Source organism: Saccharopolyspora pogona (assembly GCF_014697215.1).
In the GTDB taxonomy this organism is placed as follows: domain Bacteria; phylum Actinomycetota; class Actinomycetes; order Mycobacteriales; family Pseudonocardiaceae; genus Saccharopolyspora; species Saccharopolyspora hattusasensis.
The window spans coordinates 88,188-102,548 of record NZ_CP031142.1 but is presented as its reverse complement, the minus strand read 5'-3'; the positions used below and the strand labels follow the sequence as shown (position 1 = coordinate 102,548).

Genomic DNA, 14,361 nt, shown 5'->3' with positions numbered 1-14,361 from the left:
CCGCCGACCTGCTCACCAACACCACTGTCCAAATGGGCAACCTCGCCGAGCGGCAATTGGACCTCATGGTCGACCCGCACCGCAACAGCGGTCTGCCACCCGTCCTGGCAACGATCCCCGGTGAACAGCACGGCGTCCAGGGTGTCCAGCTCGCCGCCACGGCCACCGTCGCCGACATGCGACGCAACGCCACCCCGGCCGCGATGCAGAGCCTGCCCACCAATCTCCACAACCAGGATATTGTCCCGTTCGGCACCCAGGCCGCGCTCAACGCGCTCGATCAATCCCGTTCACTGCGCTGGCTGCACGGCGCGTTGGCGGTCGCGCTGCGCCAGGCCGTGCACGTCGGTGACCGCCGGCCGACTGCCCCGGCCTGCTCCGCCGTGATGGACAGGTTGATCGCCGAAGTACCCCCGATCGACCCCGACCGTCCACTCGACCTGGACGTGCAGCACGCCGCCGACGTCCTCGACGACTACGCCCGCGAACGGATCAACTGATCCGGCCGGTATGTCAGCGAGTCCCGCGAAGGGACATTCCCGCGTGGGCGACGCCGAGGGCGATGACGCGTTCGCAGAAAGTCTCACCGACCATCGGCACGCCGCCGTCGCGAGAGCATGAAGGCCCAGTCACCACGCGGTGACTGGGCCTTCGGTCTGTGGAAAACCTATGCGGTGTAGGCGACCGCGTCGAATTCATGGTTCGTGACGCCGTCCCGGAACGCCAGCAGTTCGGCTTCGGTGAACACCAACTCGACGGCTGCCCAGCCGCGACGGCGGAACACGTACATGCCGTCCACGCCGCGACAGGTGATCTCCAGGCACAGCCCCTCGGTGCAGCCCTCCCGAGCACCGGCTAAGAAGGCGTCGAACTCCTCGGCGGTGAACACCAGCCGGTGGTCATCCGGCGCGCCGAACACCGTCTTGTCGTCACGCAACTCGACCCAACCATCCCGGCGAGCCACCCGTACACACTGCTTGTCTGGCTCACTTCGGGTTGCCTTGCGGAAATCCCGCTCGGCAAATTGCGGTCGTGGGACCGTGCTCATGTGCAAACTCCCTAGCTGGTGGTGTTTTTCGCCTGTTCAGCGTAGTCGCGTGATATCGCCTTCATGAACTTCCGGCTCTCATCGAACCGCAGGGCCGCGTTCGTGATGCGCGCCCAGGCTGTCTCATGGGCCGCAAGCGCCTTCTTGTCGTCCAGGTAGCGAACCTCGCCTTGACCTTCGGTATACGCAAGTTCGAGTGGTCCTGCGGCACCCGGGGAAGGGACGCGAACCAGGGTGAAGCGGGTGCCGAGCGGAGACCGGCGGCCAGGCGCAGCCTGGAACGGCACCACCTGAATCATCACGTTCGGCCGGTTCGACAACTTGATCAGATGCTCGATCTGCTGCTGCATCACGTCTGCCGGGGCCCACATGCGGCGCAAGCACGACTCACTCATGACAACCTGGATCGTGGGCGGCTCGGGCTTGTCGAGAATGTCCTGGCGCGCGACTCGCGCCGCCACGCGGTCTTCGACGGTCACGCCATCGATCTCTGGTTGGTCCGCATGCATGGCGCGTGCGTAGGCTTCGGTCTGCAGCAGGCCGGGCACGACCTCGACCTCAGCCTGCCGGATCTGGTCCGCGTGCTTCTCCAGGTCGATCAGGAGTCGTAGATCCTCTGCGTACGCGCGATTGTGGCCGGTTGACCAGAAGCCACGCTTGTGGTTGTCCCGGCGCAGCTCGCGCACCGTTTCCCGGTGGCCATCGTCAGTGAATCCGAGGCGCGTCGCCAGCAGGTCCAGATCACCAACGGAGATCGTCCCCATGCCGCTGATCAACCCAGCGATACGACTCTGACTCGACTAGATGATCTTCGCCGCGTCGGCTTGCGAGATGCCGGCAGTCTCGATCATGTGGGCGATCTCGCGGCCCAGCAGAAGCTTCCTGGCGGTACGCATCTTGACCATTGGCATTGGGCGCTCTCCCTGCGTCGTGCCGGCGTTGGTACCGAGCGAGCACCCCTCCTTTCCACCACGAAGGGTATCGCTCGGTGCTACCCGATCAGACGGGTAAGGAAATGGTGATTATCACGATATCTTCATCTCATGGCCATACGCGAGATGAGATTGAGGACATGAGATGCAGAAGGTTCTTGCCGAGGCCGCGGATGCGCCCGCCCTGAACTACCCCAGTGCATCCACACCCGATCAGGCGAAATGCTGCTTTTAGCAGCGGCTTTCAACACCTCTGAGACCCGCCCGGGCCGTTCCGTGTCCTCCCGACAGGAAAGGCCGGGCATATGAGGCGGGCGGCGCTGCGTCGAGACCGAGCGGTGCCCCCGACACCGCGCGCCCCTTCGGGCTCCGCGCGCCGCCCGCCACCCCTACAAATCCCGAACACTGGAGTCTTCATGTCCCAGCCCCAGACACAGCAGCGCTACTTCTGGTTGCCAGTGCCGGACGAGTCCAGCGCCTACGGCCTCGTGCGGCACGCTTTCGCCGGCACACGCCTGGACACCGGCACAGCCGACGAAGCGTTCCGCGGCAACACCTTCGCCCTGGCCAACCCATCCGAAATGGACTGGATTCACGCCAAGACATGCCAGGACTGCAACACGCTGCTCAAAGAAATGAAGGGCCGGCCACGGTGACCTCCCCCATGCGCTGGCCGGACGGCACCCCAGTCGACCCCGAACCCGACGACGCCCCGACCACAGACAACCACGTCTGGCGGTTCACCGAGTCGCCCGCCTGGGCCCGGATCGACCACGAGCTCAAAGAACGAATCATCCAGCGCCTTCACACACTCTGAAGACCCGGCCCGATGCCGCGACCTCCCCCACTCGCGGCGGCATCGAGCCGCGCGGCCGGGCGGAGTGGACGTCCCCCGACACACCGCCCGGCCGCATCCCCAACGACAAGGACTACACATCCTGCGGGCTGGACAAATACTCCAGGACGCGGTGCGTGGTTACCGCCCCTCATCCGGCCACACCGCATCCTCCGGAAACGGCTCACCGAAAAACAGCCCGTCAGTGCCTTCACCCCCAAACCACCCGACGGAATCCCCCCCGTACTCATCAAGGAACGCAGCGAAATCATCGTCCCCGGCAACCGGCCCGGCACTGTCTGCACCCGCAGCATCGTCCCCGGCATCCTGTCCCAGGAACGCGAGCAACTCGGTCGCGACAAACTCCTCATAAGCATCCGCGCTCAGCATCACCCCAGCATCCGCGGCACCTGGGGGCACCTGCGCCCCCTCTACATCCGGCACCGCCCGAGCAAGCCACGCATCCAGATCGACGTCAGCCCACCACGCGTCCCGGCCGTCCTGATCAGCCCCAGGCTGCTCCGATACCCCCTCCGGCCCCACACCCGGCCCGACCACCGGGGCCCCACCCACCCCGGTCTCCGTCACCTCCCGGACCTTCTTCTTCCGCCCCCGCCCCGCCACCGTCGACCGGAGCTCCGCCAACTCCGCCGCCTGCTCGTCAGCCAGCTGCCCCTGCTCCTTCAACGCCTCCAACTCCGCAACCCGGGCGGCAGCCTTTCTCGCCCGGTACCAATCCGCGAACCTTTCCTTCTTTTTCTGCCACGTCTGCGCCTTCGGCCGAAGCGCCGCCAGCTCCCCCGCCTGCCCCTCAGTCAGCGGCTCCCGCTCCTTCAACTCCTCCAACACCGCAACCCGATCGGCGGCAGCCTTTCCCGCCCGGTACCAATCCACGAACCTTTCCTTCTTTTTCTGCCACTGCTGCGCCTTCGGCCGAAGCTCCGCCAGCTCCGCCTCCTGCCCCTCAGTCAGCCGCCCCCGCTCCTTCAACCCGTCCAACACCGCAACCCGATCGGCGGCAGCCTTTCCCGCCCGGTACCAATCCACGAACCTTTCCTTCTTTTTCTGCCACTGCTGCGCCTTCAGCCGAAGCTCCGCCAGCTCCCCCGCCTGCCCCTCAGTCAGCCGCCCCCGCTCCTTCAACTCCTCCAACTCCGCAACCCGATCGGCAGCAGCCTTTCCCGCCCGCTGATACTTCGCGGCAGATTCCTTCCTTTTCTGCTTCCGCTGCGCCACCTTCGGCTGGAGCTCCGCCAGCTCCGCCGCCTGCCCCTCAGTCAGTGGCCTCGCCAACTCCTCCAACACCGCAACCCGATCGGCAGCAGCCTTTACCACCCTGCGAGACTTCGCGTCATATTTCTTCTTTTTCTGCCACGTCTGCGCCTTCGGCTGGAGCTTCTCCAGCTCCGCCGCCTGCCCCTCAGTCAGTGGCCTCGCCAACGCCTCCAACTCCGCAACACGGACGGCAGCAGCCTTTCTCGCCTGGTACTGCTTCGCGTTCTTTTCCTTCTGTTTCCGTTTCCGCTCTGCACTCGGGTCCTGCTGTGCTGCCTGATCCGTCGGCGTGAGCACCTCACTCCCACCATCACCCGGACTCCCGGAAACAGCCCCAGCAGCAGCGGATACTTCCACCTTCCGCCGCTTAACCCCCCGCGAACTCTCGCCGGCCTCCCCCCGCGTCCTCCCCGCACTCGCGCCGGCGCCCCCCGCCACCGGCCCGGACGCACCACCCCGACGCTTCGGACCCGTCACCACGGCGGGCAGACCGGATCCCCCGTCCTGGCGCCGCCACCGGGAACCACTGGGCGGCAACACCACCTCCCCATCCACTTCCGCCCCCGGCACCGGCACCGGAATCACCCACATGCCGGTCGCAGCCAGGACATCCGCGTCCTCGGCTTCCTCCCCTTCTGCGGATTCAGCAGAACGACCCGCCCTTGCTCATCACGGTCTTCTCCATGCACCGCAGCGATCACATGCGCGCTACCGTCCGCTCGCTGGTAAATCACCGGCACAGCCACACCCACCGGCCCACTCCGCACATACTGCTCAGCCCCGGCCACACCATCCACCCGCCGGGCCTTCGCCCCGAACGCCTCCTCCAACCGAGCCGGATCCCGGTCACCAACAGCCGGCCCCGCCACGAACTGCCGACCGAACTTCAGAGAATTATGAAACGCCACCACCGCCTCCGAACAGTTCACCCGGAAACGCTCATCACCGCAACGATAATTGGCCTGATTCACCCCCCGCAGGAACCGATACCCAGACCCCATCGACTCACCCCCCGCTACCGGATCTGAAACCCCCCACACCCCAGACCCCACCGCATCCGGCCACACCGCATCCTCCGGAAACGCCTCACCGAAAAACAGCCCGTCAGCGCCTTCACCCCCAAACCACCCGACGGACCCCTCCCAGTCGTGGTAGTCGGGGAGGAAACCGGCGAAATCATCCCCCCCGGCAACCGGGCCGGCACTGTCGGCACCCGCAGCGTCGTCCCCGGCATCCTGTCCCAGGAACGCGAGCAACTCGGTCGCGACATACGCCTCATAAGCATCCGCGCCCAGCATCGCCCCAGCATCCGCGGCACCTGGGGGCACCTGCGCCCCCTCTACATCCGGCACCGCCCGAGCAAGCCACGCATCCAGATCGACGTCAGCCGACCACGCGTCCCAGCCGTCCTGATCAGCCCCAGCCTGCTCCGATACCCCTTCCGGCCCCGCATCCCGCCCGACCACCAGGGCCCCACCCACCCCGGTCTCCGTCACCTCCCGGACCTTCTTCTTCCGCCCCCGCCCCGCCACCGTCGACCGGAGCTCCGCCAACCCCACCCCCTGCGCCTCAGTCAGCCGCCCCTGCTTCTCCAACGCCTCCAACACCGCAACACAGGCGGCAGCCTTTCTCGCCCAGCGCCAAGCCACGAGCCCTTCCTTCTGTTTCTGCCACGTCTGCGCCTTCGGCCGAAGCGCCGCCAGCTCCGCCTCCTGCTCGTCAGTCAGCCGCCCCTGCTTCTTCAACTTCTCCAACACCGCAACACGGGCGGCAGCAGCCTTTCCCTCCCGGTACCAAGCCACGAACCTTTCCTTCTTTTTCTGCCACTGCTGCGCCTTCGGCCGAAGCGCCGCCAGCTCCTTCTCCTCATCCGGCGTCAGCGGCCCCTGCTTCTTCAACTTCTCCAACACCGCAACCCGATCGGCAGCAGCCTTTACCTCCCTGCGATACTTCGCGTTAGATTCCTTCTTTTTCTGCTTCAGCTGCGCCGCCTTCGGCTGGAGCTTCGCCAGCTCCGCCGCCTGCCCCTTAGTCAGCGGCCTCGCCAACGCCTCCAACTCCGCAACACGGGCGACAGCATCCTTTCCCGCCTGGTACCGATTCGCGTTATTTTCCTTCTGTTTCTGCCACTGCTTCGCCTTCGGCTGGAGCTTCTTCAGCTCCTTCTCCTCATCCGGCGTCAGCCGCCTCTTCGTCTTCAACCTCTCCAACTTCGCAACCCCGGCGGCAGCGGCCTTTCTCGCCTTGTACTGCTTCGCGTTATCTTCCTTCTTTTTCCGTTTCCGCTCTGCACTCGGGTCCTGCTGTGCTGCCTGATCCGTCGGCGTGAGCACCCCACTCCCGCCATCACCCGGACTCCCGGAAACAGCCCCAGCAGCAGCGGATACTTCCACCTTCCGCCGCTTAACCCCCCGCGAACCCTCGCCAACCTCCGCCCCCGTCCTCCCCGCACTCGCGCCGGCGCCCCCCGCCACCCGCCCAGACACACCACCCCGACGCTTCGGACCCGTCACCACGGACGGCAACCCGGACCCCCCACCCTGGCCCCGCCACCGGGAACCACTGGGCGGCAACACCACCTCCCCATCCACTTCCACCCCCGGCACCGGCACCGGAATCACCCACATGCCGGTCGCAGCCAGGACATCCGCGGGCTCGGCTTCCTCCCCCTTCTGCGGATTCAGCAGAACGACCCGCCCTTGCTCATCGCGGTCTTCTCCATGCACCGCGGCGATCACATGCGCACTACCGTCCGCTCGCCGGTAAATCACCGGCACAGCCACACCCACCGGCCCACTCCGCACATACTGCTCAGCCCCGGCCACACCACCAACCCGCCGGGCCTTCGCCCCGAACGCCTCCTCCAACCGAGCCGGATCCCGATCACCAGCCGGCCCCGCCACGAACTGCCGACCGAACTTCAGAGAATTGTGAAACGCCACCACCGCCTCCGAACAGTTCACCCGGAAACGCTCATCACCGCAACGATAATTGGCCTGGTTCACCCCCGACAAGAACCGATACCCAGACCCCATCGACTCACCCCCCGCTACCGGATCTGAAACCCCCCACACCCCAGACCCCACCGCATCCGGCCCCACCGCATCCTCCGGAAACGCCTCACCGAAAAACAGCCCGTCAGCGCCTTCACCCCCAAACAACCCGACGGACCCCTCCCCGTCGTGGTAGTCGGGGAGGAAACCGGCGAAATCATCCCCTCGGGCAACCGGGCCGGCACTGTCGGCACCCGCAGCATCGTCCCCGGCATCCTGTCCCAGGAACGCGAGCAACTCGGTCTCGACAAACTCCTCATAAGCATCCGCGCTCAGCATCACCCCAGCATCCGCCGCACCTGGGGGCACCTGCGCCCCCTCTACATCCGCCACCGCCCGAGCAAGCCACGCATCCAGATCGACGTCACCCGACCACGCGTCCCGGTCGTGTTCAGCCCCAGCCTGCTCCGATACCCCTTCCGGCCCCGCATCCCGCCCGGCCACCGGGGCCCCACCCACCCCGGTCTCCGTCACCTCCCGGTCCTTCTTCTTCCGCCCCCGCCCCGCCACCGTCGGCCGGAGCTCCGCCAACTCCACCCCCTGCCCCTCAGTCAGCCGCCCCCGCTTCTCCAACGCCTCCAACACCGCAACACGGGCGGCAGCCTTTCTCGCCCGGTACCAATCCGCGAACCTTTCCTTCTGTTTCTGCCACGTCTGCGCCTTCGGCCGAAGCTCCGCCAGGTCCGCCTCCTGCTCGTCAGTCAGCCGCCCCTGCTCCTTCAACTTCTCCAACACCGCAACCCGATCGGCAGCAGCCTTTACCGCCCGGTACCAAACCGCCCACCTTTCCTTCTGTTTCTGCCACTGCTGCGCCTTCGGCTGGAGCTTCGCCAGCTCCTTCTCCTCATCCGACGTCAGCGACCTCTGCGTCTTCAACCCCTCCAACACCGCAACACGGGCGGCAGCAGCCTTTCCCACCTGGTACCGATCCGCTTTATTTTCCTTCTCTTTCTGCCACTGCTGCGCCTTCGGCTGGAGCTTCGCCAGCTCCTTCTCCTCATCCGACGTCAGCCGCCCCTGCGTCTTCAACCCCTCCAACACCACAACACGGGCGGCAGCACCCGTTTTCTCACGGTACCGTTCCGCGTTATCTTCCTTCTGTTTCTGCCACTGCTGCGCCTTCGGCTGGAGCTCCGCCAGCTCCTTTTCCTCATCCGGCGTCAGCGACCTCTGCGTCTTCGACCCCTCCAACACCGCAACACGGGCGGCAGCAGCCTTTCCCGCCTTGTACCGATTCGCGCTATTTTCCCTCTGTTTCTGCCAAGTCTGCGCCTTCGACTGGAGCTTCGCCAGATCCTTCTCCTCATCCGACGTCAGCGGCCTCTTCGTCTTCAACCCCTCCAACTCCACAACCCCGGCGGCAGCGGCCTTTCTCGCCTTGTACCGCTTCGCGTTAGCTTCCTTCTGTTTCCGTTTCCGCTCTGCACTCGGGTCCTGCTGTGCTGCCTGATCCGTCGGCGTGAGCACCCCACTCCCGCCATCACCCGGACTCCCGGAAACAGCCCCAGCAGCGGCGGATACTTCCACCTTCCGCCGCTTAACCCCCCGCGAACTCTCGCCGGCCTCCGCCCCCGTCCTCCCCGCACTCGCGCCGGCGCCCCCCGCCACCCGCCCAGACACACCACCCCGACGCTTCGGACCCGTCACCACGGTCGGCAACCCGGATCCCCCACCCTGGCCCCGCCACCGGGAACCACTGGGCGGCAACACCACCTCCCCCTCCACTTCCACCCCCGGCACCGGCACCGGAATCACCCACATGCCGGTCGCAGCCAGGACATCCGCGTCCTCGGCTTCCTCCCCCTTCTGCGGATTCAGCAGAACGACCCGCCCTTGCTCATCGCGGTCTTCTGCATGCACCGCAGCGATCACATGCGCGCTACCGTCCGCTCGCCGGTAAATCACCGGCACAGCCACACCCACCGGCCCACTCCGCACATACTGCTCAGCCCCGGCCACACCATCCACCCGCCGGGCCTTCGCCCCGAACGCCTCCTCCAACCGAGCCGGATCCCGGTCACCAACAGCCGGCCCCGCCACGAACTGCCGACCGAACTTCAGAGAATTGTGAAACGCCACCACCGCCCCCAGGCAGTTCACCCGGAAACGCTCATCACCGCAACGATAATTGGCCTGGTTCACCCCCGGCAAGAACCGATACCCAGACCCCATCGACTCACCCCCCGCTACCGGATCTGAAACCCCCCACACCCCAGACGCCACCGCATCCGGCCCCACCGCATCCTCCGGAAACGGCTCACCGAAAAACAGCCCGTCAGTGTCTTCACCCCCAAACCATCCGACGGAATCCCCCCCGTACTCATCAAGGAACGCAGCGAAATCATCCCCTCGGGCAACCGGGCCGGCACTGTCTGCACCCGCAGCATCGTCCCCGGCATCCTGTCCCAGGAACGCGAGCAACTCGGTCTCGACAAACTCCTCATAAGCATCCGCGCTCAGCATCACCCCAGCATCCGCCGCACCTGGGGGCGCCTGCGCCCCATCTACATCCGCCACCGCCCGAGCAAGCCACGCATCCAGATCGACGTCAGCCGACCACGCGTCCCGGTCGTGTTCAGTCCCAGCCTGCTCCGATACCCCTTCCGGCCCCGCACCCCGCCCGACCACCGGGGCCCCACCCACCCCGGTCTCCGTCACCTCCCGGTCCTTCTTCCGTCCCCGCCCCGCCACCTTCGACCGGAGCTCCGCCAACTCCACCCCCTGCTCCTCAGTCAGCCGCCCCTGCTCCTTCAACCCTTCCAACTCCGCAACACGGGCGGCAGCCTTTCTCGCCCGGTACCAAGCCACGAACCTTTCCTTCTTTTTCTGCCACGTCTGCGCCTTCGGCCGAAGCGCCGCCAGCTCCGCCTCCTGCTCGTCAGTCAGCCGCCCCTGCTCCTTCAACTTCTCCAACACCGCAACACTGGCGGCAGCAGCCTTTACCGCCCGGTACCAATCCGCCATCCTTTCCTTCTTTTTCTGCCACTGCTGCGCCTTCGGCCGAAGCGCCGCCAGCTCCCCCGCCTGCTCCTCAGTCAGCGGCCCCCGCTCCTTCAACGTCTCCAACTCCGCAACCCGATCGGCAGCAGCCTTTCCCGCCCGGTACCGATCCACGTCCCATTCCTTCTTTTTCTGCCACTGCTGCGCCTTCGGCCGAAGCGCCGCCAGCTCCTTCTCCTGCTCGTCAGTCAGCGGCCCCTGCTTCTTCAACTTCTCCAACACCGCAACCCGATCGGCAGCAGCCTTTACCTCCCTGCGGTACTTCGCTTCCCATTCCCTCTTTTTCTGCCACGCCTGCGCCTTCGGCCGAAGCGCCGCCAGCTCCTTCTCCTGCTCGTCAGTCAGCCGCCCCTGCTCCTTCAACGCCTCCAACTCCTCAACACGGGCGGCAGCAGCCTTTCCCGCCCGGTACCAATCCGCGTCCCATTCCTTCTTTTTCTGCCACGCCTGCGCCTTCGGCTGGAGCGCCGCCAGCTCCTTCTCCTGCTCGTCAGTCAGCGGCCCCTGCTTCTTCAACACCGCAACACGGGCGACAGCAGCCTTTCCCGCCCTGCGATACTTCGCGGCAGATTCCTTCTCTTTCTGCTTCAGCTGCTTCGCCTTCGGCTGGAGCTTCGCCAGCTCCTTCTCCTCATCCGACGTCAGCCGCCTCTTCGTCTTCAACCCCTCCAACTCCACAACACGGGCGGCAGCAGCCGTTTTCTCACGGTACCGTTCCGCGTTATTTTCCTTCTGTTTCTGCCACGTCTGCGCCTTCGACTGGAGCTTCGCCAGATCCTTCTCCTGCTCGTCAGTCAGCGGCCCCTGCTTCTTCAACTCCGCAACACGGGCGGCAGCAGCCTTTCTCTCCCGGTACCGCTTCGCGTTATCTTCCTTCTGTTTCCGTTTCCGCTCTGCACTCGGGTCCTGCTGTGCTGCCTGATCCGTCGGCGTGAGCACCTCACTCCCGCCATCACCCGGACTCCCGGAAACAGCCCCAGCAGCAGCGGATACTTCCACCTTCCGCCGCTTAACCCCCCGCGAACTCTCGCCGGCCTCCGCCCCCGTCCTCCCCGCACTCGCGCCGGCTCCCCCCGCCACCGGCTCAGACACACCACCCCGACGCTTCCGACCCGTCACCACGGTCGGCAACCCGGACCCCCCGTCCTGGCCCCGCCACCGGGAACCACTGGGCGGCAACACCACCTCCCCATCCACTTCCACCCCCACCCCCACCCCCGGCACCGGCACCGGCACCGGCACCGGCACCGGCACCGGAATCACCCACATGCCGGTCGCAGCCAGGACATCCGCGTCCTCGGCTTCCTCCCCCTTCTGCGGATCCAGCAGAACGACCCGCCCTTGCTCATCGCGGTCTTCTGCATGCACCGCAGCGATCACATGCGCGCTACCGTCCGCTCGCCGGTAAATCACCGGCACAGCCACACCCACCGGCCCACTCCGCACATACTGCTCAGCCCCGGCCACACCAGCCACCCGCCGGGCCTTCGCCCCGAACGCCTCCTCCAACCGAGCCGGATCCCGGTCACCAACAGCCGGCCCCGCCACGAACTGCCGACCGAACTTCAAAGAATTGTGAAACGCCACCACCGCCCCCAGGCAGTTCACCCGGAAACGCTCATCACCGCAACGATAATTGGCCTGGTTCACCCCCGGCAAGAACCGATACCCAGACCCCATCGACTCACCCCCCGCTACCGGATCTGAAACCCCCCACACCCCAGACCCCACCGCATCCGGCCCCACCGCATCCTCCGGAAACGGCTCACCGAAAAACAGCCCGTCAGTGCCTTCACCCCCAAACCATCCGACGGAATCCCCCCCGTACTCATCAAGGAACGCAGCGAAATCATCGTCCCCGGCAACCGGGCCGGCACTGTCGGCACTGTCGGCACTGTCGGCACCCGCAGCATCGTCCCCGGCATCCTGTCCCAGGAACGCGAGCAACTCGGTCGCGACAAACTCCTCATAAGCACTCTCGCTCAGCATCACCCCAGCATCCGCCGCACCTGGGGGCACCTGCGCCCCGTCTGCATCCGCCACCGCCCGAGCAAGCCACGCATCCAGATCGACGTCAGCCGACCACGCGTCCCGGTCGTGTTCAGTCCCAGTCCACCCCGATACCCCCTCCGGCCCCGCACCCCGCCCGGCCACCGGGGCCCCACCCACCCCGGTCTCCGTCACCTCCCGGTCCTTCTTCTTCCGCCTCCGCCCCGCCACCGTCGACCGGAGCTCCGCCAACTCCACCCCCTGCTCCTCAGTCAGCTGCCCCCGCTTCTCCAACGCCTCCAACACCGCAACACGGGCGGCAGCAGCCTTTCCCACCCGGTACCAATCCGCCCACCTTTCCTTCTTTTTCTGCCACGTCTGCGCCTTCGGTCGAAGCGCCGCCAGCTCCGCCCCTGCCCCTCAGTCAGCCGCCCCCGCTCCTTCAACCCCTCCAACACCGCAACACGGACGGCAGCAGCCTTTCCCACCCGGTACCAATCCGCCCACCTTTCCTTCTCTTTCTGCCACGTCTGCGCCTTCGGCCGAAGCGCCGCCAGCTCCGCCCCCTGCCCCTCAGTCAGCCGCCCCCGCTCCTTCAACCCCTCCAACACCGCAACACGGGCGGCAGCAGCCTTTCCCACCCGGTACCAATCCGCTTTATTTTCCTTCTGTTTCTGCCACGTCTGCGCCTTCGGCTGGAGCTTCTCCAGCTCCGCCGCCTGCCTCTCAGTCAGCGGCCTCGCCAACGCCTCCAACTCCTCAACACGGGCGACAGCAGCCTTTCTCGCCTGGTACTGCTTCGCGTTATATTCCTTCGTTTCCTGCTTCACCTGCGCCGCCTTCGGCTGGAGCTTCGCCAGCTCCTTCTCCTCATCCGACGTCAGCGACCTCTGCGTCTTCAACCCCTCCAACTCCGCAACACGGGCGGCAGCAGCCGTTTTCTCACGGTACCGTTCCGCTTTATTTTCCTTGTTTTTCTGCCACGTCTGCGCCTTCGGCTGGAGCTTCGCCAGCTCCTTCTCCTGCTCTTCAGTCAGCGGCCCCTGCTTCTTCAACTCCGCAACACGGGCGGCAGCAGCCTTTCTCGCCTGATACTGCTTCGCGTTATCTTCCTTCTTTTTCCGTTTCCGCTCCGCACTCGGGTCCTGCTGTGCTGCCTGATCCGTCGGCGTGAGCACCTCACGCCCGCCATCACCCGGATTCCCGGAAACAGCCCCAGCAGTGGATACTTCCACCTTCCGCCGCTTAACCCCCGCGAACCCTCGCCGGCCTCCCCCCGCGTCCCCCCCGCACTCGCGCCGGCTCCCCCCGCCACCGGCCCAACGCGAGGCTGACGCTTCGGACCCGTCACCACGGACGGCAACCCGGACCCCCCGTCCTGGCCCCGCCACCGGGAACCACCGGGCCGTAACACCCCCTCCCCATCCACCTCCACCCCCGGCACCGGAAACACCCACATCCCGGTGCCCGGCAGATCCACCACGCCTCGCCCATCGCCACCCGCGGAGGCGACATCATCCGCCCGCCCACCACCAGGCCACGACAGGCGCCGCCGTGTGCCATCTCGCCCCGGACGTTCCTCCTGAATCGTCTCCGGCACCGGTCCCACCGCCTCGCGCCGCAATTCCACACGGGACCACCCAACGCCGCTCGGGCCGGCAACGGGTTCGGCAGGATCTCGCACCAGCGGGCCCACCAACTTCCGGGGGTTATGCCGGCCCCGCACGATCCACCCCGCCACCAGCCCATCATCACCAGACCAGCCCCCCTGCCTCGCCCGGTCGATCTCGCGGCGCAGATCCGGCGGCGACGACTGCCGCACCGGTATCCCACCGGTATCCCACATGGTGTCCGCCCCAGACCCGGTCATCGCCCCGAGCTGTGCGTCCCCGACCACCGACGCCACCTGACCAGATACCCCCTGGGCAACCGGTGTCTCTTCCGCAGCCACCGTCTTCTCACCGGAGCCCGCAGCCGCAGCCGACGAATCCGCCAGACCGGCCATACCCTGACCTCCCCCAGCCGGCACCAGGCCAGCGGGCCCGCCCACCGGCCTGGGCCGAGAACCATCCGCGGCGAACACCGTCCACCGCGGCCCACGCCCACCCCGCCCCGGCATCAACGCAACAACATCCCGCCCCACACCCCGCGCCAGAGCCGAACCCTGACCCGACGACACCACCACACCCGCACCCGGAACACCCTGCGCGACCAGCACCACAGGCCCAC

General features: G+C 66.5%; 8 protein-coding genes. 3 read left to right on the top strand and 5 right to left on the bottom strand.

Features of this window, described 5'->3' with window-relative positions; genetic code table 11:
* The first annotated feature begins 32 nt into the window (after positions 1–32).
* Complete coding sequence (locus DL519_RS00180; RefSeq protein WP_190812363.1) at positions 33–500, top strand: aromatic amino acid lyase; 468 nt, start codon at positions 33–35, stop codon at positions 498–500.
* A gap of 167 nt (positions 501–667) precedes the next feature.
* Here DL519_RS00180 and DL519_RS00175 read toward each other — a convergent pair whose 3' ends face one another.
* The gene (locus DL519_RS00175) at positions 668–1,048 is read right to left on the bottom strand and encodes a DUF397 domain-containing protein (RefSeq protein ID WP_190812362.1); all 381 of its coding nucleotides are present in this window, start codon (positions 1,046–1,048) and stop codon (positions 668–670) included.
* Between the two features lie 11 nt (positions 1,049–1,059).
* A complete protein-coding gene (locus DL519_RS00170; RefSeq protein WP_223838281.1) occupies positions 1,060–1,812 on the bottom strand; it encodes a DUF5753 domain-containing protein in 753 nt (250 codons plus the stop codon).
* Positions 1,813–2,396: 584 nt separating this feature from the next.
* Here DL519_RS00170 and DL519_RS00165 point away from each other — a divergent pair.
* Positions 2,397–2,636, top strand: coding sequence for a hypothetical protein (locus DL519_RS00165; RefSeq protein WP_190812361.1), 240 nt, complete (start codon positions 2,397–2,399; stop codon positions 2,634–2,636).
* 8 nt (positions 2,637–2,644) lie between these two features.
* The gene (locus DL519_RS00160; protein ID WP_190812360.1) at positions 2,645–2,797 is read left to right on the top strand and encodes a hypothetical protein; all 153 of its coding nucleotides are present in this window, start codon (positions 2,645–2,647) and stop codon (positions 2,795–2,797) included.
* 159 nt (positions 2,798–2,956) lie between these two features.
* Here the strand turns inward: DL519_RS00160 and DL519_RS45260 are convergent, their stop codons facing one another.
* Genes DL519_RS45260 through DL519_RS48240 form a run of 3 tightly spaced genes read right to left on the bottom strand, consistent with a single transcriptional unit; the run spans position 2,957 to position 13,310 of the window.
* A complete protein-coding gene (locus DL519_RS45260; protein WP_223838280.1) occupies positions 2,957–4,681 on the bottom strand; it encodes a hypothetical protein in 1,725 nt (574 codons plus the stop codon).
* Positions 4,672–12,468 carry a toxin glutamine deamidase domain-containing protein gene (locus DL519_RS45255; RefSeq protein ID WP_223838279.1) on the bottom strand — a complete coding sequence of 2,599 codons (7,797 nt, stop codon included), beginning with the start codon at positions 12,466–12,468 and terminating at the stop codon, positions 4,672–4,674. Before DL519_RS45255 ends, DL519_RS45260 begins: the two co-directional genes overlap by 10 nt.
* Positions 12,405–13,310: a hypothetical protein gene (locus DL519_RS48240; RefSeq protein WP_263399538.1), complete on the bottom strand. Its 906-nt coding sequence runs from the start codon at positions 13,308–13,310 to the stop codon at positions 12,405–12,407. The genes DL519_RS45255 and DL519_RS48240 overlap by 64 nt, the downstream gene beginning before the upstream one ends.
* Between the last annotated feature and the right edge of the window lie 1,051 nt (positions 13,311–14,361).